Origin of the sequence: Massilia agri, from assembly GCF_024753255.1 — a bacterium.
Lineage (GTDB): Bacteria > Pseudomonadota > Gammaproteobacteria > Burkholderiales > Burkholderiaceae_D > Telluria > Telluria agri.
This window is the reverse complement of sequence record NZ_JANUHA010000001.1, coordinates 232,385-253,518: the sequence shown is the minus strand read 5'-3', so window position 1 is coordinate 253,518 and position 21,134 is coordinate 232,385. Positions and strand designations below refer to the sequence as shown.

At 67.3% G+C, this 21,134-nt stretch carries 17 protein-coding genes; 9 read left to right on the top strand and 8 right to left on the bottom strand.

Annotation, left to right across the window (positions count from 1 at the left end):
- Window positions 1-7: 7 nt before the first annotated feature.
- Together NX780_RS01145 and NX780_RS01140 are read right to left on the bottom strand one after the other, a co-directional pair.
- A complete protein-coding gene (locus NX780_RS01145; RefSeq protein ID WP_258826033.1) occupies window positions 8-787 on the bottom strand; it encodes a LytR/AlgR family response regulator transcription factor in 780 nt (259 codons plus the stop codon).
- Window positions 784-1,875, bottom strand: coding sequence for a sensor histidine kinase (locus tag NX780_RS01140; protein ID WP_258826032.1), 1,092 nt, complete (start codon window positions 1,873-1,875; stop codon window positions 784-786). Before NX780_RS01140 ends, NX780_RS01145 begins: the two co-directional genes overlap by 4 nt.
- 149 nt (window positions 1,876-2,024) lie before the next feature.
- Between NX780_RS01140 and NX780_RS01135 the strand changes: the two genes are divergently transcribed.
- From NX780_RS01135 to NX780_RS01120, 4 genes are all read left to right on the top strand, one after another.
- Entirely contained in the window at window positions 2,025-4,175 is a 2,151-nt protein-coding gene (locus NX780_RS01135) for a TonB-dependent receptor plug domain-containing protein (protein ID WP_258826031.1), read from the top strand.
- 93 nt (window positions 4,176-4,268) lie between these two features.
- The gene (locus tag NX780_RS01130; RefSeq protein WP_258826030.1) at window positions 4,269-5,408 is read left to right on the top strand and encodes a branched-chain amino acid ABC transporter substrate-binding protein; all 1,140 of its coding nucleotides are present in this window, start codon (window positions 4,269-4,271) and stop codon (window positions 5,406-5,408) included.
- A 12-nt stretch (window positions 5,409-5,420) separates the two neighbouring features.
- Window positions 5,421-5,666 (top strand): antitoxin Xre/MbcA/ParS toxin-binding domain-containing protein, encoded by a 246-nt coding sequence (locus tag NX780_RS01125; protein WP_258826029.1) that lies wholly within the window; start codon window positions 5,421-5,423, stop codon window positions 5,664-5,666.
- Window positions 5,650-6,792, top strand: a complete 1,143-nt coding sequence (locus tag NX780_RS01120; protein ID WP_258826028.1) for an amidohydrolase family protein — start codon at window positions 5,650-5,652, stop codon at window positions 6,790-6,792. The genes NX780_RS01125 and NX780_RS01120 overlap by 17 nt, the downstream gene beginning before the upstream one ends.
- Before the next feature lie 104 nt (window positions 6,793-6,896).
- Here the strand turns inward: NX780_RS01120 and NX780_RS01115 are convergent, their stop codons facing one another.
- The 6 genes from NX780_RS01115 to NX780_RS01090 all read right to left on the bottom strand — a co-directional run bounded on the left by NX780_RS01115 (window position 6,897) and on the right by NX780_RS01090 (window position 15,845).
- Window positions 6,897-7,094, bottom strand: a complete 198-nt coding sequence (locus NX780_RS01115; RefSeq protein WP_258826027.1) for a hypothetical protein — start codon at window positions 7,092-7,094, stop codon at window positions 6,897-6,899.
- Between the two features lie 75 nt (window positions 7,095-7,169).
- A complete protein-coding gene (locus NX780_RS01110) occupies window positions 7,170-8,879 on the bottom strand; it encodes a response regulator (protein ID WP_258826026.1) in 1,710 nt (569 codons plus the stop codon).
- The gene (locus NX780_RS01105; protein ID WP_258826025.1) at window positions 8,866-10,356 is read right to left on the bottom strand and encodes an ATPase domain-containing protein; all 1,491 of its coding nucleotides are present in this window, start codon (window positions 10,354-10,356) and stop codon (window positions 8,866-8,868) included. The genes NX780_RS01110 and NX780_RS01105 overlap by 14 nt, the downstream gene beginning before the upstream one ends.
- A gap of 170 nt (window positions 10,357-10,526) precedes the next feature.
- On the bottom strand, window positions 10,527-12,932 hold the full coding sequence (locus NX780_RS01100) for a TonB-dependent receptor plug domain-containing protein (protein WP_258826024.1): 2,406 nt from the start codon (window positions 12,930-12,932) through the stop codon (window positions 10,527-10,529).
- Window positions 12,933-13,103: 171 nt separating this feature from the next.
- Entirely contained in the window at window positions 13,104-14,936 is a 1,833-nt protein-coding gene (locus tag NX780_RS01095) for a M61 family metallopeptidase (RefSeq protein ID WP_258826023.1), read from the bottom strand.
- A 114-nt stretch (window positions 14,937-15,050) separates the two neighbouring features.
- Window positions 15,051-15,845 (bottom strand): PhzF family phenazine biosynthesis protein, encoded by a 795-nt coding sequence (locus NX780_RS01090; protein ID WP_258826022.1) that lies wholly within the window; start codon window positions 15,843-15,845, stop codon window positions 15,051-15,053.
- 99 nt (window positions 15,846-15,944) lie between these two features.
- On the opposite strand from NX780_RS01090, the gene NX780_RS01085 reads away from it, so the two are divergent.
- From NX780_RS01085 to NX780_RS01070, 5 genes are all read left to right on the top strand, one after another.
- Complete coding sequence (locus tag NX780_RS01085) at window positions 15,945-19,139, top strand: error-prone DNA polymerase (protein ID WP_258826021.1); 3,195 nt, start codon at window positions 15,945-15,947, stop codon at window positions 19,137-19,139.
- A 308-nt stretch (window positions 19,140-19,447) separates the two neighbouring features.
- Window positions 19,448-19,744: a PAAR domain-containing protein gene (locus NX780_RS01080; RefSeq protein WP_258826020.1), complete on the top strand. Its 297-nt coding sequence runs from the start codon at window positions 19,448-19,450 to the stop codon at window positions 19,742-19,744.
- 18 nt (window positions 19,745-19,762) lie between these two features.
- Window positions 19,763-20,005 carry a hypothetical protein gene (locus NX780_RS01075; RefSeq protein WP_258826019.1) on the top strand — a complete coding sequence of 81 codons (243 nt, stop codon included), beginning with the start codon at window positions 19,763-19,765 and terminating at the stop codon, window positions 20,003-20,005.
- Window positions 20,006-20,086: 81 nt separating this feature from the next.
- On the top strand, window positions 20,087-20,362 hold the full coding sequence (locus tag NX780_RS25375) for a DUF2515 family protein (protein WP_441294988.1): 276 nt from the start codon (window positions 20,087-20,089) through the stop codon (window positions 20,360-20,362).
- Window positions 20,359-21,111: a hypothetical protein gene (locus tag NX780_RS01070; RefSeq protein WP_258826018.1), complete on the top strand. Its 753-nt coding sequence runs from the start codon at window positions 20,359-20,361 to the stop codon at window positions 21,109-21,111. The genes NX780_RS25375 and NX780_RS01070 overlap by 4 nt, the downstream gene beginning before the upstream one ends.
- Window positions 21,112-21,134 lie beyond the last annotated feature (23 nt).

Below are 21,134 nucleotides of genomic sequence, written 5' to 3'. Positions count from 1 at the left end.
CCAATTGTCACGGCCGCTGTCCAGCCTGTAGCGCCAGCTTCAGGGCCGCCACATAGCGCTCGCTGACCGCCACCGTGCCGCCGCCACGCAGCGTCAAGGCATAACCGCCGTCGCCGCCGCTTTCCAGGCGGACGATTTCCGCGCACCGCACGATGGTTCCCCGGTGTACGCGCAGGAATTCGCCCGGCGGCAGCAGACCTTCCAGCCGGCTGATCGTCATCCGGTGCAGCACCGTGCGCCCGGCCAGGTGCAGCTCGACGTAATTCCCCGCCGATTCGATGCGCAGGATGTCGCTCACCTTGACCTGCTCGATGCGGCCGACCGAGCGCACGCTGATGGTGTCGAGCGGCCGGCCTCCTTTGCCCGCCTTCACGTAGCGGCGCAGCGCCGCGCCATAAGCTTCGCGCTGGCCCAGCATCGCGGCCGCGCGCTCGACGGCCTGGGCCAGGCGTACGTCATCGATGGGCTTGAGGAGATAGTCGAGGGCGTGTACATCGAAAGCATCGATGGCGTGCTCGCTGTAGGCGGTCACGAAAATGACCAGCGGCGGCTCCGGCAGGCGGCTGATGTCGCGCGCCAGTTCGAGGCCCGATTGTCCCGGCATGCGGATGTCGAGGAAGACCACGTCCACCGGCTGCTTCTCCAGCGCGGCGCGGGCGGAGGCGGCCCCACCGCACTCCGCGGCGAGCTGCCAGCCAGCATGCGCGGCCATGGCCAGGCGCAGGTTGACCCGGCCCGGCATCTCGTCGTCGACGATCAGGTAGCGGATGGCATGGATGGTATTCATTCGGCCAGCGGCAGCCGGATCTCGGCGACGAAGCGCTCGCCCTCCAGCTGCGTGCGCAGCCGCGCTTCGGCGTGCATGAGCCGCAGGCGGTCGCGGGTGTTGGGAATGCCCAGTCCCGCGCCCGGGTTGGCCTTGACCCCGCGCCGCGCCGGATTGGAGACGCGCACCAGCATGGCGCCGTCTTCCCGGACGAAGGAGAGGCGGATGTCGCTGGCATCCTCGCAACATTCGAGGTCGTGGCGCAGCGCGTTCTCGACCAGGGGTTGCAGCAGCAGCGGTGGGCAGGCGACGCCGGCCAGGTCTTGCGCATCATCGACATGCACCTGCAGGCGCTCGCCGTAGCGCAGGCGCTGCAGGTCCAGGTAGTCCTGCACGAAGCGCAGTTCCTCCGCCAGGGTGGCCGTGTTGCGCGCGCTGGCGGAGAGCACATAGCGCAGCAGCTCGCTCAGGAGATTGATGCCGTGCAGGGCCAGCGGCTTGTCGTCGCTGCGCACCAGGGCGCTAATCGCGTTCAGGGCATTGAAGAGGAAGTGCGGCTCGAGCTGGCCGCGCAGGGCCAGCATGCGCTGTTCCTCGAGCGCCAGCCGCAGGTTGAGCATGTCGGTCTGCGAGCGCTGCCAGGCCAGTTCGCGTTCTTTTGCCCGGCGCGAATAGAACCAGGCGAGGACGGCCGCGAAGGTGCCCGTGGTCGAGAACCAGCCCACCAGCAGCATCTTCATCAAGAGCCGGCGCGCATCGTCCAGCGTGGCGATGTCGAGGTAGCCGCGCTGCCAGGCCATCCAGGTCCACTGCAAGGGCTGGAACAGCAGCACCAGCGCGGCGAACAGGAACACCACGTTGCGCGGCCGGTCGAGCAGGGCGGGCCAGCGCGTCAGCGTCATGGACAAGGACCAGCTCAGGACGATCAGGGGCACGGCATATTCGACGAACCAGGTCTGCAATAGCGCCGGGTAGTGGCTGTCGGCGCCGGCGCGCAGGTTGTCGCTGTAGGTCTGGAGCGCCCCCAGCACGCTGATCGCCGTCCACAGGCAAAGCACGGTGACGGCGATCCTGAGGGAGGGCGGTATGCGGTGGGCGAAGGACGTCATCGGAAAAGTATAGCAGCGCGGTCGTGCCCCACGCCCCGGCGGCGGCAAGCGCCATCCCACGGAAACGCCGATTCGTCACACAGCTGGTGGCGCGCCGCCTCCCTGTACGCACAATGGGGTCAACCATCGAGAATAGGGCGTCATCACACATGCGAATCACCCGAACCGCCTCTGCCTGCGCGCTGCTGCTCGCCGCCTGCTCCAGCGCCTGCGCCCAGACCGCCGTCGAACCCATGCAGCAGGTCGTCGTCAGCGCCGCAGCCGCGGGCGAGCAGCAGCAGCGCGCGCAGTCGACCACCACTGCCATCATCGTCGGACGCGAGGAACTCCTGCGCCAGGGCGACGCCAGCCTGGCCGACGTATTGAAACGCCAGCCCGGCGTCACCGTCGACGCCAGTCCCGGCAAGGACGCCCAGGTCCGCATGCGCGGCCTCGGCAACGGCTACGTCGCCATCCTGCTCAATGGCTTGCCGGCGCCCAGCGGCTTTTCGCTGGAATCGATCAGCCCGGATCTCATCGAGCGCATCGAGATCCAGCGCGCGGCCACGGCCGAGACCAGCAGCCAGGCGGTGGCGGGCTCGATCAATGTGATCATGCGCCGCGCCGGGCCGGCCAAGGGCGCGCCCGCGAACGAGATCAAGGCCGGCAGCGCCTTCCAGCGCGGCCACGCGGCGCCGCAGCTGCTGGCCCAGCACAGCGGCAAGCGCGGCGCGCTCGCCTATACGCTGGCGGCAACGCTCAAGCGCAACGTGAACCCGATCGCGGCCCGCAGCACCGAGGAAGGCTCGGCGCCGGCCCTGCTGCGCCATACGGATTGGACCGATCACCTGGTCGAGGATGTCGCGGAACTGGCGCCGCGCCTGTCCTGGCAGCCCAGCGCCGTCGACAGCATCAGTTCGCAGAGCTATGTGCGCTGGCGCTACATCCACAACGTCAAGCGCGAAAGCGAAACGCTCGAGGTGGGCGCGCCGACGGCATTCCCGCATAACTGGCAGCGTTTCGAGACGCGCCCGCTGCACCTCTACGCCGACCTGGCCTGGACCCGCAAGTTCGCGGGCGGCGCCCGCTTGAGCAACAAGCTGGCGGGCTTCCGCATGCGGCGCGAGGGCGACTTCGTGTTCCACGGCATGGACGGCCTGGACCGGCTGCGCGAATCCCATCTCGTCGCCTCCGGCCCCGTCGAGCGCGAATGGACCTTCAGCGGCAGCTGGCGCCAGCCGCTGTGGGGCAGCCACTCCCTGGCCGCCGGCTGGGAGTTCGGGCGCAAGGACCGCAGCGAGTACCGGCGCGAACGGCACCTGGATGCCGAAGGCAGCCAGTTCTACACCAGCGACGAGGATTACTTCGCGGAAGTCGACAGGAGCGCCTTCTTCGTCCAGGACGAGTGGGACATGGGCGCCGACTGGTCGGCCTATCTCGGCCTGCGCCGCGAAGACCTGACGACCAAGGGACAGGGCAACGCGGCCGCGCCGGTCGACGTCGATGCGGGCGCCTGGAGTCCTGTCTTCCAGCTGCTCTTCAAGCCGCAGCAGGGACAGGAGGATGGCAAGCCGCGCGACCAGTTCCGTTTCGCCCTCGGTCGCACGTACAAGGCGCCGAACATCGTCCAGCTCATGCCGCGCCGCTACACGGTCGACAACAACAACAGCGCCACCAACCCGGACCTGCAGGGCAATCCGGACTTGCGGCCCGAACTCGCGACAAACGTGGACCTGGCCTGGGAGCGCTATTTTGGCAAGGCGGACATGGTCAGCGTCAGCGCCTATCACAAGCGCATCCGCGACAAAATCCTGACCCGCATCGCCCTGCAGGGCGGCGCGTGGACCGCCACGCCGGACAACCACGGCGGCGCGACCGCGCGCGGCCTCGAGTTCGAAGGCCGCATCACGCGCGGGTCGCTGGCCGCGCGCGTCAACCTGGCGCGCAACTGGTCGCGCCTGGACAGCGTGCCGGGCCCCGACAACCGCATCGAGGACCAGCCGGCATGGAGCGGCAACCTCGGGCTGGACGTCAGCGCGCCTTCCAGCCGCCTGGAGGCCGGCGGAACCTTCAGCTACCGCGGCACGGTCGCCAGCCGCGCCGGCAGCCCGGTCTTCAGCCTCGACGCCCCGCGGCGCCAGCTCGACCTGTACGCGCTCTGGAAGTTCGACACCCAGGCGCGGCTGCGCCTGGCCCTGTCCAACCTGGGGCAGCGCAGCTACCGGGAGCGCCTCGTCTACGAGGGCGCCGCGCCGCTGGCGCGCACCAGCCTGTACCAGGTCCGTCCGACCGTGCGCCTGGTGTGGGAACAGTCCCTGTGACGATTGCCCTGTGCCGTCCTGCAACGCGATTGCTCTGAATGTAAAATGGGCCGTTTGGCGCGAGCCCGGATTTACAGAATTGACGAGGAATCGATGAAGAAGCAAGCAGTCGCGTTGGCCGCAGGTTTGGCCGCCATGTCCCTGGCCGGCGCGGCCTCGGCCCAGGAAGTGGTGAAGATCGGCCATGCGGCCGCCGTGACGGGCCCGGTGGCCTACTTCGGCAAGGACACCGAGAACGGCGCCCGCATGGCGATCGAGGCGCTCAATGCGAAGGGCGTGACGATCGGCGGCAAGAAGGTGAGCTTCCAGCTGATGGCGGAAGACGACGGCGGCGACCCGAAGCAGGCGACCTCCGTGGCGCAGAAGCTGGCCGACGCGAAGATCCACGGCATGGTGGGCCACGAGACCTCGGGCACCACGATCCCGGCCTCCAAGATTTACCACACGGCCGGCATCCCGCAGATCTCGCCCTCGACCACCGGTCCGAAATACACCCAGCAGGGCTTCAACACCACCTTCCGCGTGGTGGCCAACGACATCCAGCTCGGCCAGGCGCTGGGCCGCCACGCCGTGGGCGAGATGAAGGCGCGCCGCGTCGCCGTGGTGGACGACCGCACCGCCTATGGCCAGGGCCTGGCGCTCGAGTTCTCGCGCAGCCTGCAGAAGCAGGGCGGAACCGTGGTGGCCAAGGAGTTCACCCACGACAAGGCGACCGATTTTTCCGCCATCATCACGCGCATCCGCGCATCCAAGCCGGACCTGGTCTTCTTCGGCGGCATGAGCGCCACCGCCGGCCCGATGCTGCGCCAGATGAAGCAGCTCGGCATGAACGTGCGCATGATCGGCGGCGACGGCATCTGCTCGGACGAGATCCACAAGCTCTCCGGCGGCACCATGCTTGATAACCAGGTCGTGTGCGCGGAAGCGGGCGGGGTGCAGGGCGAAGCGCGCGCCGCGCTGGATAAATTCCGCGCCGACTACAGGAAGCGCTTCGGCATCGACGTGCAGATCAACGCGCCCTACGCCTACGACGCCGTGATGACGATGGCCGAGGCGATGGTCAAGGCCGGTTCTTACCAGCCGGCGAAATACCTGCCGGTGCTGGCCAAGATCCAGTACAAGGGCGTGACCGGCCCGATCGCTTTTGATGCGCGCGGCGACATCAAGGACGGCACCATCACCCTGTATACCTTCAAGGGCGGCAAGCGTTCGCTCCTGACGGTCACCAAGTAAGGAGCGCGCGCCATGGCCGACGAAGACCGCGTCACGCCCGACGCTTTCGCCGCGCTGCAGGCCAGGTTCGGCCAGCAGTCGAAGAAGGCGCAGGCCTACTACACCGTCATGCACGCGGCGCGCGGCGCCTTGAAGAGCGACGAGGCGGCGAGCAGCTGGATGGAAGCGCCGCTGGCGGCGCTGGGCGGCAAGTCGCCGGCGCAGGCCGTGGCCGAAGGCCGGGTCGACGAGGTGCTGGTCCATGCGCGCGCGCTGTAAGGCGCTGCTGCCGCTGGCCGCGCTCATGGGGGCGCTGCAGGCAGGGCCCGCGCAAGCGGCGCAGCCGACGCTCATCTACGCGGGCCGTGTCTTCGACAGCGAAGGCGGTCGCATGCTGGGTCCGCGCCTGATCCTGGTGCAGGACGGCAGGATCGCCGAGATCGGCTCGGCGATCGCCGTTCCTCCGGGTACGCGACGCATCGACCTGCGCGCCTACACGGTGTTGCCGGGACTGATCGAATCCCACGCCCACCTGCTGGTGGACGATTCCGCACCCCCGGCCGCGGCGGGCGAATCGCTGCGCGCCCTGCGCGGCGCGGGGCATGCGCGCAGCTATCTCGAGGCCGGCTACACGAGCGTGCGCAATCTCGGCAAGGCAGGGCGTTATGCCGACGTGGCGCTCAAGCGGGCGATCGAGGAGGGCAGCGTGCCCGGTCCGCGGCTGTTCGTTTCCGGCCCCGCGCTGGCGCCTGGCGCCGCGGGCGGCGACGAACGCATCGTGCGCGGGGCGGACGACGCGCGCGCCGCGGTGCGCGAACATGCCGGGCAGGGCGTCGACCTGATCCGCATCGACGCCGACGGCGTGGATGACACCATGCTGTCGCTCGAGGAAATGCAGGCGGCGGTGGGCGAGGCCCATGCGGCAAAACTGAAGGTCACGGCCTATGCCACGAGCGACGCGGCGATCGCGCGTGCGCTCGAAGCCGGCGTCGACGCCATCGAGCATGGCGAGGCCGCCTCAGGCGAGACGCTGCACAGGATGCGCCAGGAGTCGGTGCCCATGGTTCCGCTCCAGCCCTTCGGCGAGCGCCTTCGACGGGCCCGGGCCGCCGGGGTCACGCTCGCCGCGGGTTCCGACGCAAGCGCTCAGCCGCGACGCGGCGACGCCGCCCGGCACGCCTTGCTGGCCTGGGTTGAGGCGGGGCTGGCGCCGCGCGACATCCTGCAGGCCGCCACCATCAACAGCGCGCGCCTGCTCGGCGTGCCGGGGCTGGGCGTGATCGAGACGGGCGCCCACGCCGACATCATCGCGGTGCAGGGCGATCCGATGGTGGAGCTGGCGGCCCTGAACCGCGTGGTCTTCGTCATGAAGGCCGGCCAGCCGGTGCGCGCGCCAACTCCCTGAAGCGCCCTAGAAGACGCCGAGCACCAGCAGCACCAGCAGGGTCAGCACGGCCGACACCAGGATCGAGCCCAGGCAGCCCAGCTTGTTCGAGAAGAACAGGAACATCAGTCGCCCGGTCCTTCGCCCGGCATGGTGTCCGCCATCAGCCGCAGCTCGTCCGGCGTCAGCTCTTCCGGTTTCTTGTTCTTCAGGCCGTCCACGTCCGGCGCCTTCGCTTCATTGCCCTGTTGCTGGCCCTGTGCCTGATCCTGCTGCTGGCCCTGTTGCACCTGCTGGTCCTGGGCCTTCTGTTCATTGCTCATGATTGACTCCTCGTTGCATGCGACTGCTTTGCGACGAGTGTGGCACGAAGTCGATTTCAGTGGCGTCCGCCACCGTCAGTGGCCGCGGTCGAGCGCCCGCTCGACACTGGCCGCCAGTTCGGCCAGCTGGAAAGGCTTGCGCAGCAGGATGTCGCTGCCGAGCACCTGGTCGATCGCGTGCATGTCCGCATAGCCGGTGGCGATGATCATCGGCATGCCGGGGTAGATCGCGCGCGCCTGCCGCATGAGTTCCGCGCCGGTGATGCCAGGCATCAGGTAGTCGGTGATGAGCAGGTCGGGCCGCGCCTCGGCCAGCGCGCGCAGGCCGGACTCGCCGTCCGAGGCCTGGGCCACGGTATGCCCGAAGGCTTCGAGCGAGGACACCATCGACTCGCGCACGATCGCGTCGTCTTCGACGACCAGGATGCTGGCGCCGCCGCGCGCATGGAACAGGGCGGCGGGCGCATCCTCGGCATGCATGTCCGCCTGGCCGCCGCCCCAGGCGCGCAGCCAGATCTCGACGGTGGTGCCGAAGCCCGGTTCGCTCAGGATGCGCGCGGCGCCGCCCGACTGGCGCGCCATGCCGTATACCTGGCTCAGGCCAAGGCCGGTGCCCTTGCCGACCTCCTTGGTGGTGAAGAAGGGTTCGAAGACCTTGGCGACCAGCTCCGGCGTCATCCCGGGGCCGCTGTCGGTGACGGCGATGCGCACGTAGTCGCCCGGCGGCAGCAGGCCGGGAGGCGGCGCGGCCGGGCCCGCGTGGAAGGCCAGGTCTCCGCCGCCGTCCATGGCATCGCGCGCATTGATGGCCAGGTTGAGCAGGGCCATCTCCATCTGGTTGGCGTCGGCCAGCACGCTCGGACAGTCCGCCTCGATATCGAAACGCAGGCGGATCGCCGAACCCACCGAGGTCGCGACCAGTTCGCGCACGCCGTCGAACAGGGCCGGCAGCCAGGCCTGGCGCAGGTCGAGGTTCTGGTTGCGCGCGAAGGCCAGCAGCTGGCCGGTGAGCTTGCCGCCGCGCTGGCAGGCGCGTCGCGCGATCTCGGCGCGCTGGCGCGCCACCTCGTCCTTGGACAGCAGCAGGATCAGGTCCATGCTGCCCTGGACCACGTTGAGAAGATTGTTGAAATCGTGGGCAATGCCGCCGGTGAGGCGGCCGATCGCCTCCATCTTCTGCAACTGGACCATGGCCTGCTGCACCCGCTCGCGCTCGATGACCTCGTTCATCAGGCGGTCGTTGGCCTGGGCCAGCGCGCGGGTGCGTTCCTCGATGCGTGACTCGAGGGTTTCGTTGAGGCTGAGCAGGTCCTGCCGGCTCTGGCGCAGGCTGGCGGCGCCGGCTTCGCGTTCGGCCAGCAGGTCGCGCGCCTGGTACTGCCGGCGGCGTGCCCGCAGCGCGGAGCTGGCGGCGCTGCGCAGGGTCTGGGCATTGAGCGGACGCTCCAGCAGGATGATGTTGCCCAGCTGGTCGAGGCGGGCGCGCGCGCCGTCGGCCGGCAGGCCGATCTGCCGGGCCAGCAGGATCACGAAGGGGAAATCGGACCAGGGGGCCTGGCGCGCCAGCCAGGCATGCAGGGGCGCGGCGTCGACACCATGCAGCGCCTCCTCGGCGACGATGGCGGTGCCCGCACCTTCGGCGATGGCGGCGGCCAGGCCGGTGAAATCGGGCACCACCGCGCAGGCGGCGCCGTCCTGCGCCAGGACCGAGCACATGACTTCCGCGTCGCGTCCGCGCGGCGCGAGGAGCAGGATGCGCTCGTCGTGCGGGCTAGCTGTCTGCATCCGGCACGATCGCCATCATGGGCGTGGAACCGCGGTAGCTGGGAAGGCCGCTGAGCACGCCGTCGAAACCTTCCAGCGCCTCGCCGATGCGGATGCCGTCACGGCCCAGCTGCAGCTCGTGGATGGTGAGCGAATGCGCGGCCGCGCGGCTCTTGATGACCGTGATGGCGCGGCGCAGGCGGCCGTTCGATTCGAAGAAGCGCATCAGGAGCGTGCTGTCGCTCAGGTAGCTCAGGTCGACATCGGACTTCACCTCGCCCACCATGCCGTGCTGTCCCAGCACCAGCAGCGTCGTGACGCCCTGCTGGTTCAGGTAGGACAGCAGTTCGTGCATCTGCAGGACCAGGTACTGCTCGCCCGGCATCGCCTGCAGGTAGGCGTTCAGGCTGTCGATGACGATGAATTCGGTGCGGTGCAGCTCGACGGCATCGCGCAGCATCTGGGCGAACTCGCCCGGCGCCAGCTCGGCCGGGTCGATGTGGTGGATCGTGAACTGGCCGCTGTCCGCGTAGGGCCGCAGGTCCATGCCGAGTGCCAGGCAGCGCGCGAAGAAGGTGCCGAGGCCCTCGTCGAAGAGGTAGAAGGCGGCTTTCTCTCCGCGCTCCAGGGCCGTCAGGAGGCAGCGCGTCGACACCGTGGTCTTGCCGATCCCGGAGGGGCCGACGATCAGGGTATTGGTGCCGCGTACCAGGCCGCCGCCGAGCAGGGCGTCGATCCCTTCGGCGCCGGTGGCGCGCACCGCCGGCACGAAGTCGCGCAGGTGCTCGGACGCCACCAGGCGCGGAAACATCGTGATGCCGCCGGTATTCAGGATGTAGTCGTGGTAGCCGCCGCGGAAGCGGATGCCGCGCATCTTGATGATGTTGACGCGGCGGCGCTCCTTGCCGAATTCCTTGGCGATCTGCTCCAGGCTGATGACGCCGTGCGCGATCGAGTGCAGGTGCTGGTCGGACTGGCTGGTCTTGTCGTCGAGCAGCAGCACGGTGCAGTCGCGCGCCGTGAAGAACTGCTTGAGGGCGAGGATCTGGCGCCGGTAGCGCAGCGGGTTCTGCGCCAGCAGGCGCATCTCGGACAGGCTGTCGAAGACCACACGTACCGGCTTCACCTCGTCGACCTTGTCCATCACGTTGCGGGTGGTCTCGCCCAGCTCGACTTCGGAAGGGTGGAAGACCGACTGCTGGGCGTCGATGTCGAGCGCGGTCTCGCCGGCCAGCTCGAACACCGACAGGACATCGATCGACCAGCCATGGCTGCGCGCCACCGCCGCCAGCTCGTCGGCCGTCTCGGACAGGGTGATGTACAGGCCGGACTCGCCGCGGGACGCGCCGTCGAGCAGGAATTGCAGGCCGAGCGTGGTCTTGCCGGCGCCGGGCGAGCCCTCCACGAGGTAGACACGCTGCGGCGTGAGTCCGCCACCAAGGATGTCGTCGAGGCCGGCAATGCCGGTGGAAATGCGGGTCGTATCAGCGGTGTTCATCAGCGGCCTATCGGTGCCGCGCGCAGGCAGACAGGGAGAGATGCAAGGCATTATACGCATCCCTCCCATGAATTCGGTGCCCTTCCTAACGCAGCTCATCCGTGTATGGAAACGATCGCCGCAAAGAAAAAAGGGCTCCTGAACGGAGCCCTTGCGGGAGTGGCGGACGATCAGAAGCGGTGCGACAGGCGCGCGAACCAGGCCGCGCCGTTCAGGCCGAACTGCACGCTCTCGTACTTGAAACCGTTGTCGGTCTCGTTCGGATCCTGCGCCGTCGGCTTCACGTTGAAGATATTGGTGCCGCCCAGCGTGAACTTGGTCTTCTCGGTGAACGCCCAGGTGAAGGACAGGTCGGCCGAGGTCTTGGCCTTGTAGTGCTGGTTCGGCACCGGCGGGCCCGAGAAGGTGCCCAGGGTCTGCGGACCGAAGTGGACGATGCGCAGCCCGGTCTCCAGCTTGCCGATGGTGTGGTCGAAGCCCAGCGTGGCCTTGCGGCGCGGCGCGCCTTCCTCGATGAAGAGGCGCTCGCGCTCGGACAGCAGCACGTCCTCGAAGCCGGCCAGGCTGCTGGGCGCATGCACGCCGGTGACTTCGGTCTTGCCGAAGTTCAGGGCCAGGAAGGCGTTCAGCTTGCCGGCGCCCAGGTCCATGCGGTGCGACATGGTGATGTCCAGGCCCTGGGTCTTGGTGTCGACCGAGTTCACGAAGAACTGCGCCTGGCCCACGCCCAACTGCTGCAGGGTGGCGCCCAGCGCCGGGTAGTTGTCGGCGTCGAAACGCCCCGACAGCACGATGCGGTCGTCGATGTCGATGCGGTAGAGGTCGGCCGTGATCGAGGTCGATTGCGTCGGGGTGAAGGTGACACCAAACGTGAAACTCTTCGACTGCTCGTCCTTCAGCTGCGGGATGCCGGCGGCGTTCGCCACCCGGCCGCCGGTCGGCGCCAGCACCACGTCGAGCGGCTGGCCGCTGACGAAGTCGGTGAAGGTCGAGGAGAAGTAGGCCTGCTGCAGCGAAGGGGCACGGAAGCCCGTGCTGGCCGAGCCGCGCAGCAGCACGGTCGGGTTGATCCGGTATGCGCCGGCCAGCTTGCCGGTGGTGGTCGAGCCGAAGTCCGAATAGCGCTCGTGGCGCAGCGCGGTCTGCAGCTTGAAGCGGTCGGAGAGGTCGGTCTCGATGTCGAGGTAGGCGGCGCTCGAGTGGCGGTCGGCGTCGGTCTGGTCGCCCGGCTGGAAGCCCGGGAAGCCCTGGCTGCCGGCATTGCCGCCCACGCCCACACCGTCGGCGTCGATCCAGGAGCCGGTTTCGCCGGCGAAGATCTTGTAGTTCTCGCGGCGGTGCTCGAAGCCGAAGGCCACGTTCATGCCGTTCGCGATGCCGTTGTAGAAACGCGAGAAGTCCAGGTTGGTGGTGGCCTGGCGGAAGGAGAAGCCGCCCGCGTCGAAGCTGCTTGCGCTGCGTCCCGGCCCGCCGCCCAGCAGGTCGAGGTTGGCGATCGAGGCGTTGAGCGTGTTCGCGATGGTGTACATCAGGCGGTTGTAGCCGTAGGTCTGCGACAGGTCGGCATTCCATTCGCCCAGCTGCCAGCGGTAGCCCACGGTGCCCCAGCGGTCGTCGACGTCGCCGTTGATGAAGGGGACGAAGCCGTTCGGGTACATGGCGGCCGAGTTGCGCGAGGGGATGTCCTCGGAACCGATGCCTTCGCGCGCCCAGGCGGCCGAGGAAGCGTCGCGGCGCTGGGCGCCCGCGGTGAAGTACAGCTTGCCGGGGCCGGCCGGGAACTCGCCGTTCAGGTAGACGGTCTGGTTCTGCGACTTGGTGTCGCCGATGATGCGCGGGCTGTCGGCGTCGGCGCGGTTGGAGCGGCCGCGGTCATAGTATTCGCCCGTGATGCCCAGCACGCCGCCGCCGACGGCCACACCGCAGTAGGCCGAGGCCAGCCAGTTCTCGCCATCGCCTTCGGTGTACTGGCCGTAGCCCAGCACCGATTCGCAGCCCAGGGTCTTCTTGAGTTCGATGTTGATCACGCCGGCGATCGCATCCGAGCCGTATTGCGCGGCGGCGCCGTCGCGCAGCACCTGCACGTTACGGATCGCCATCAGCGGGATCGCGTTCATGTCGGTGCCGGTGTTGCCGCGGTTGCGCGCGCCGAACAGGTTGACCAGGGCGACCGTGTGGCGGCGCTTGCCGTTGACCAGCACCAGGGTCTGGTCCGAGCCGAGGCCGCGCAGGGCGGCCGAGTCGACCAGGTCGGCGCCGTCGGCGCCGGTCTGGCGGGTCGAGTTGAAGGAAGGGGAGACGTTGTTCAGGACCTGGGCCAGGTCGAACTGGCCGCCCTGTTCGGTGGCCTTGGTCATCGGGATGAAGTCGACCGGGACCGCGGTGTCGGTGGACGAGGCATTACCGACACGGCGCGAGCCGACCACACTCACGCTCGGGATGACCTGGTCCTGGTTCTGGGCCGTCGGCGCGCTGGGGGCGTCCGTGGTCTGTGCCTGGGCGGCGGGAGCGAAGGCGAGGGCGCTGCCATATAGGGCGAGCAGCACGGCGTGCGGTAACAGTCTCAGTTTGAACACGGATATCTCCAAGGGCAAAATTGCATATTAATCAAATTTGTATATACCCAAGGTGGTCATGTATTAATAACGCAACATTGTCATGACATAGTCAAAATTCATACGGTCCATCAAACAAAAACCGCGGCGCCGGGAGGACCGGGGCCGCGGTTCGCATGGAACAGGAGAGGATTACGGCTTCTTGGCTTCTTCCTTCGGCCAGGCCACGCCGGTCCAGGCGGCGTTCATCGACTGCTGGGTGGCGCTCGGCTTGTCCAGGGTCTTGACCTTGGCCTTGCCCTTCGGCTGCTGCACCGGGGTGATCGGCAGCTCGACCAGTTCGTCGCGGCGGAACAGGTGGACCTTGAACGGACCGGTTTTCGACAGCGACATCTTGTCGCCGATGTCCTTGGCGGAGACGCGCAGGCCGTTCACCGCCAGCAGGGTGTCGCCCGAGACCACGCCGGCCTTCCACGCCGGGCTGTCACGCTCGACGACGGTGACGACGGCCGGGTCGCTGCCTTCACGCAGGGTCCAGCCGGCCCACCATTCGGTCTTCTGTTCCTGGTCCTTCGGCACGTCGATCAGCTTCCGCAGGCCGACCTGGGCGAGCAGGGTGTCGAAGGGGATCTCGGCGGTGCCGTCCACGTACTGGCTCCACCAGCCGCTCCAGTCCTGGCCGCTCACGCTGCGCAGCGCGGCGAGGACGGCCGGCACGTCGTAGCCGCCCTGGGCGGTCGAGTGCTTCTCGAACAGGATGCGGTGCACGTCTTCCAGGCCCTTCTTGCTGCCGGTCTGGCGGCGCAGTTCGATGTCCATCATCAGGGCCAGCAGCTGGCCCTTCGAGTAGATGTTGACCGAGGCGTTGCGGGCGCGCTCGCCGCCGACCGCGATCCACTCGTCGAAGCTGGAATCGGCGGCGCTCTGCTGGAAGCGGCCAGGCTGGTGCTGGTAGTCGTCGATCAGCTTGGCGTATTCCTCGTAGAACTCGTCGCGCTTGACCAGGCCGGCGCGCAGCACGATCAGCTCTTCGAAGTAGGAGGTGTGGCCTTCGGCGACCCACAGCAGGCGGTTGTAGTTCTCGTTCTGGTAGTCGTAGGGCACCATCTCCTTCGGACGGTAGGCCTTGACGTTCCAGGTGTGATAGAACTCGTGGGCGGCCACGCGCAGGAAGCCCTGGTATTGCTTGCGCGGCGCGAAGGTCCAGCGCGGCTTCTGGATGACGGTGGAGTTGGCGTGCTCGGTGGCGCCGCCGGCGCCGTCGGTCGCGTGGACGATGAAGAGGTAGCGCTGGAACGGGTACTTGCCGTTGTAGAGTTTCGCGGTTTCATGCACGATCTTCTTCAGGTCGGTCATCATCTGCTTGCCGTCGTGGTTGCCGCGGCCCCAGATGGCGAGTTCGATGGTGCGGCCATCGACTTTATCGGTGTAGAACTCGTGCAGGCCGGTCTCGATCGGCGCGTCGATCAGCACGTCGTAGTCGGCGGCGACGAAACAGTGGTCGCATGCCCCGCTGTCCATCCCCGAGCGCGACTTCCAGCCCTGCGGCACGTCCAGCTTGACGTTGACCTTCTCCTTGCGGAAGGGCGCGGCGTAGACGAACACGCCGCTCGCGTCCAGGTAGGCGTGGGTGTCGTCGATGTGGCGGGTACGCTCGCCCAGGGTGTTCGCATACAGCTCGTACTGCACGGTGACCGCGTCGCCCGGTTTCGTCTTGACCTGCCAGGTGCCCTTGTCGGTTTTCTCTACCGGCAGCGCCGCGCCCTTGGCGTCGAAGGCCTTGAACAGGCGCACGCCGTTGGCCAGGTTCAGCATGTTGTAGCGGCCGGTGCGCCAGTTCGGCATCGAGACGTCCAGCGTGGTGCCGGTGGCAGCCGGGAAGGTGGCGCGCACTTCGGCCAGGTGCTGGGCGGCGTTGGTGATTTTCAGCTGGTAGTCGACGTCGGCGCGCGCGGTGGCGCTGGCGCCGAGCAGAAGGGGAGCGAACAGCGCGGGGAGGGCGTAGGCAAGGAAGGTAGGTTTCATCTCTGCGGTCTGGTATGCGCCCGGGATAGGCGCTTTATTGTGCGCGAAAGTGTATACCAGCTTGCCAGGGGAGAACAGCCAAATTTCCCTGTAAGTACGGGCGGCGTTGCGGATTCAGCGTCCGGCGAAGGAGGTGACGACGGCCGCCGTTTCGGCGCGTCCGCCCACCAGGATGGCGCCGTCTTCGATGCGCGTGGCGATCAGGCAGTGCTGGCCTGTCGCGCGCCCCTGCAGCAGCACGAGGCCGTGTCCGAGCAGGGCCGTGAGCGCGCCCGCGGCGACACCGGTGGCCGCGTCTTCGAGCAGCGGGTCGAGGTGGTTGAAGTTGCGGCCTTCGAAGCGCCCGTCGGGACGACGGCACCAGGCATAGATGCCGTTGATGCCCGCCTCCTTGCCCCAGGCCGTGATGGCTTCCAGGTCGGGGCGCAGGCCGTGCAAGGTGGCGGCGTCCGGCACTTCGACCAGCAGCTTAGGGCTGCCGACCGAGGCCACGCGCGGCGTCGACGCGAGATGCAGGCCTGGCATGGCGAGCAGGCGTGCAGGCAGGCTTGCTTCGAGCGTGGGCTGGGCCACGTCCTGCGCCTGCAGGCGGATGAAGAAGGCTTCGCCATCGCGCACCAGTTCCAGCCCCTGGCCACGCATCGCCGTCGTCACTGCGAGCAGGGGCGCGTCGGGCCGGCGCGCGAACAGCACATGGGCCACGGCCAGCGTCGCGTGCAGGCACAGGGGGCTGCGCGTATGTGGGTAGTAGAAGTCGACGACGTCGCCATCGAGGAAGACGCAGGTGGTATTGCGGGAGCGGGCGAAGGCGCGGCGCGCTTCTTCGCCAGACGCGTCGCCTTCGATGACGAGGGCCGGATTGCCGTCGCCCGGGCCTTCGCCGAAACACTTCAATGCATGGACCTGCATGGCTTTCCCCTTGTTGTGCGACACGCGTCGGTTATACTGTGTTTTTATACAGTCTTGCTACTTTGATTGCATTGTAGCCCCTTTGTTCCAGCCTTGCCGATGACCGATCCGCTCCAGCCGCCCAACCCCGCAGTTCCCCAGGCGTTGCCTCCCTATGCGGAGCTGTTCTGCCTGTCGAATTTCTCCTTCCTCGAAGGGGCGTCGCATGCGGAGGAACTGGTGGCGCGGGCGGTGCAGCTCGATTATTTCGCGCTGGCGCTCACCGACGAATGCTCGCTGGCCGGCGTGGTGCGCGCCCATGCCGAAGCGAAGAAGGCCGGCCTGCCCCTGGTGATCGGCGCGCACTTCCATCTGGAGCACCGCGACGGCAGCCCGGCCCTGTCCCTGATCCTGCTGGCCCAGAACCGCAACGGCTACGGCAACCTCTCCGAGTTCATCACCCTGGGCCGCACCCGCGCCGAGAAGGGGAGCTACTTCCTTACGCTTGACGACCTGGCCGAGCCCGCGCCCGAATACGCCCACCTGAAGCACATGCCCGACTGCCTGGCGATCCTGCTGCCGGCCTACCCGGGCCACGAGGCCCAGGACGTGGACCGCCTGCACGCGCAGGCCGCCTGGGTCGCGAATACCTTCCCGGGCCGCGCCTGGCTCGGCCTGACCCTGCTGCACCGCGCTTTCGACGAAGCCCACCGCGCCACGGTGGAAGAGGTGGGCTGGCAGCACGGCCTGCCGATCACGGCGCTCGGCCACGTGGTGATGCACGTGCGCTCGCGCAAACCCCTGCAGGACACGCTCACCGCCACGCGGCTAAGAAAGCCGGTGGCCGAATGCGGCTACGGCCTCGCGCAGAACGCCGAGCAGCACCTGCGCGCGCGCCTGCGCCTGGCGAACATCTATTCGCGCGAGGCGCTGGCCGAGACGGTGCGCATTGCGCGCCTGTGCACCTTCTCGCTGGATGAACTGCGCTACGAATACCCGGACGAGGTGGTCCCGCCGGGGCACGATGCGACCAGCTACCTGCGCCTGGAAACGTATATCGGCGCGCACCGGCGCTTCCGCGAGGGCATTCCCGCCAAGGTGCAGGCCCAGATCGAGCACGAGCTTGCCCTCATCGCCGAGATGAAGTACGAGCACTACTTCCTCACCGTCTACGACATCGTGCGCTTCGCGCGCTCCCAGCACATCCTCTGCCAGGGACGCGGCTCGGCCGCCAACTCGGCGGTGTGCTACTGCCTCGGCATCACCGAGGTCGACCCGGCGCGCGCCAGCCTGCTGTTCGAGCGCTTCATCTCCAGGGAGCGCAACGAGCCGCCCGATATCGACGTCGACTTCGAGCACCAGCGGCGCGAGGAAGTCATCCAGTACATCTATGCGAAATACGGGCGCGAGCGCGCGGCCCTGGCCGCGGTGGTGATCAGCTACCGTCCCAAGAGCGCACTGCGCGACAGCGGCCGCGCGCTCGGCATCGACCTGGCCATCGTCGAGAAGGTGGCCAAGACCCATCACTGGTTCGACAGCCGCGCGGACCTGCTGGGCCGCCTGGCCGAGGCGGGCCTGGATCCGGAATCGCGCCTGGCGCAGCAGTGGGCGACTTTGGCGGAGAAGCTGCTGAACTTCCCGCGCCACCTGTCCCAGCACCCGGGCGGCTTCGTCATCGCGCGCGGCAAGCTCTCGCGCCTGGTGCCGATCGAGAACGCGACCATGGCGGAGCGCAGCGTCATCCAGTGGGACAAGAACGACCTCGAGGAACTCGGCCTGATGAAGGTCGACGTGCTGGCCCTGGGCATGCTGTCGATGATGCGGCGCGGCCTGGAACTGGTCGGCCAGCGCCACGGCAACCTGTTCGAGATGCAGGACATCCCGGCTGACGACACGGCCACCTACGACATGATCTGCGCGGCCGATACCGTGGGCGTGTTCCAGATCGAATCGCGCGCGCAGATGAGCATGTTGCCGCGCATGCGGCCGCGCCGCTTCTACGACCTGGTCATCGAAGTGGCGGTGGTGCGCCCGGGGCCGATCCAGGGCGGCATGGTCCATCCCTATCTGCAGCGGCGCCAGGGCTTCGAGCCGGTCGTGTATCCGAGTCCGGAGATGAAGGTGGCGCTCGAGCGCACCCTGGGTGTGCCGATCTTCCAGGAGCAGGTGATGCAGGTGGCCATCCTCGGCGCCGGCTTCACGCCGGGCGAAGCTGACCAGCTGCGCCGCGCGATGGCGGCCTGGAAGCGCAAGGGCGGGCTCGAAAAATACTACGAGCGCATCGTGAAGGGCATGCTGGAGCGCGGCTACACGCTCGAATTCGCCGAGGCCATCTTCAGCCAGATCCAGGGCTTCGGCGAATACGGCTTCCCCGAATCGCATGCGGCCAGCTTCGCCCTGCTGGCCTATGCCAGCTCCTGGCTCAAGTGCCACGAGCCGGCGGCTTTCCTGTGCGCGCTGCTCAACAGCCAGCCAATGGGCTTCTACAGCCCTTCGCAGCTGGTGCAGGACGCGCGCCGCCACGGCATCGAGGTGCGCCCTTGCGACGTCACCATCAGCGGCTGGGACTCGACCCTGGAAGAGCTGGACCCGGTCGACCGCTCACGCCAGCCCGCGGTGCGCCTGGGGCTTTCGCTGCAGCGCGGCCTGAAGCAGGAGGCGGCAAGCCGTATCGAAGATGCGCGCGCCATCCGGCCTTTCGAGAGCGTGGCCGATCTCGCGCGCCGCGCCAACCTCGATCGCGCCGACCTCCAGGTGCTGGCGGCGGCGAATGCCCTGCGTTCGCTGGCAGGGCACCGCCGCGAAGCCCTGTGGCAGGCGGTGGGCGCGGTGCCCGACCGCGACCTGCTGCGTCCCACCACGCCGCAGGAGGAAACGCCGCTACTCTCGGCGCCGTCCGAGGCCGACGAGATCGTCGGCGACTACCGTTCCCAGGGATTGACGCTCGGCCGCCATCCGCTGGCCCTGCTGCGCGAAGGCCTGCTGGCCAAGCGCTTCATGCCGGCCTCGATCCTGATGGATTACCAGGATGGCCAGCTGGCGCGCGCCTGCGGCCTGGTGACGGTGCGCCAGCGGCCCGGCACCGCCAAGGGCGTGCTCTTCATGACCATCGAGGACGAGACCGGGAACGTCAACGTGATCGTCTGGCCGACCCTGGTGGAGCAGCAGCGGCGCGAGGTGCTGAACGCGCCGCTGCTCGGGGTGTATGGCGTGTGGCAGCGCCAGGGCGAGGTGCGTCACCTGGTGGCCAAGCGCCTGGTTGACATGTCGCACCTGCTGGGCAAGCTGCGCACACCGAGCCGCGACTTCTGCTGATCGCAGGCACGGCAGGCTTTGCTTCCTCTCAACGCCTACACCGGTGTCCGCCTACACCGGTGTCAGGTCTGACATTCGGACACGAACGCGCCTACACCGGTGTCAGGTCTGACATTCGGACACGAACGCGGCTGTAGCGCCGCATCGCTTCCAGAGCAGCGGGCAGTTATTGTTCAGCTCGTGTCTAAATGTCAGACCTGACACCGAGGTTTGCGGGTTTGTGGCAGGCTTTGCTTCCTCTCAAGGCATTCGAGGCGGTCCGCCCTTAGATTGGCTGGTCATGATCAGCCGGCAAAGGAGCAGGGACCATGATCAAACGCTACACCATCACGCTCGGCGCCGGCACCACCGCCGGCGGCAAGGTGATCTCGGCCAGCCACCTCGACACCATCGACGGCGTCGGTGTCGCGCTCGAAGGGGACAGGGTGCAGTGTCCCGGCTGCGATTCGGAGGGAGTCATCGCCCTCGACGGACCGCGCCTGCCCGAGCGCTACGAGGGACGGGAAGTCGCCCTCGGCGACGACCTGTGCCTGTGCGGATGCAGCCCGCCGCCGCGCCTGGTCGCCATCCAGACCTTGGCCTGCCAGGTCTTGTCTGCCGATTGATATGCGCAACAAACCGAGGTGGCGACCCAGGCGGCGGCCGGATTCAATGCGCTTGCCGACGCCCCGCCGGAACGCGCTCCGTTCGTGCTGCGCGATATCGATACCCAGGAACCGTTCCGCGGCAAGGCCTACCGGCTGCAACTCGCGGACAAGGTCATTTCGGGCACGCTCGACCAGAATGGCGCCACCCGACCATTGACGGCCGCCGAGCGCGCCGCCATCGTCGCCTGGCACGTCGACGGCGCGCACACCTCCGATTGAAACGCCATGCTGGCCTTCCCGAAGCACAAGTACCACGGCATTCCGGTCTAGCGGAACGTCAAGCCTGTCAAGGAAGGCAAGGTGCTGCTTGCTTGGAATCAGTTCGCATGGGCGACTGAATTCCCTAGCGGGTATTACCAAGAAATTGCATTGACGCTTTCAGCGCAATGCAAGGCCGCGCGGGGCTGGACCACCTGGTTTTCACGGAACAAAAACGCAAAGCTATGGGTAGCCGAAGAACGTATGCGATTCGTGTTGAACGCTGCACGTCGTTTCGACACGCTCCTTAACGGATCGCAGCGTTCTCAGGTCGAGGTGTCCATTCGCGAGATTGCTGCTGGGGGAGGGCTGACGTGAAACGCATTTGGCGCCGACGAGTTTTCGTAGTCTGCCTGCTTGTCGCTGTAATCTGGTGGCACAACTATATACCTGACGCAACAGTGCTTTCATTCCGCATTGGCCAGTCTTTCGAAGAGGTTGCCAAGAATTCGACTTATCCTGTTTTGGAGCGATCAAACCGACCAGCGGACGATCCGGGGCGTAATCGCTTCGGGGTCACCTGGGTCACGAAGCCTGCTGTCATCATCCACTTCAATGATCCACGCCATGGCTTCAAGCTGCCGCCGACAAAGTTCGCAGCCTTGAGCTACCAGGACAATCGCGCCGTAACGCTTGCCACGTCGCCGATGCTGGAAAAGCTGTCCTTCGACGAAGCCGTCGTCGTCCTTGAAGACCTGCAGAATCAGTTCAAGTCCGGCGGCTGGATCCTGTTCGAAACAGATGGAAGCACGTGGTTCGATTTCACACCCGAAGGGAAAAAGCGCTTGTTCGCTCACCTGCTGGAACGGGACATGCGAACACTCAGCCTGTATGTCCCAAAAAAATACGGTATGACCTTCCGCATCTGGTGCGCGCATGGTTGTGCCAGAGGCAAGCCGCCCTACCTTTTCATGATCGACGTCGGTGTTGGTACGGATACCTACACATGGGAGCCCGGAGAACCGAAATTCTGGGACAAACCATCTCCCGCTACACCAGCCGCATCATCCCCCGCACCAGACCGCCCGCTAAGAAGCCACAGATCACGAACAAATTCAGTAAAGTAAGCACCTGGCAATTCGCTTGAACA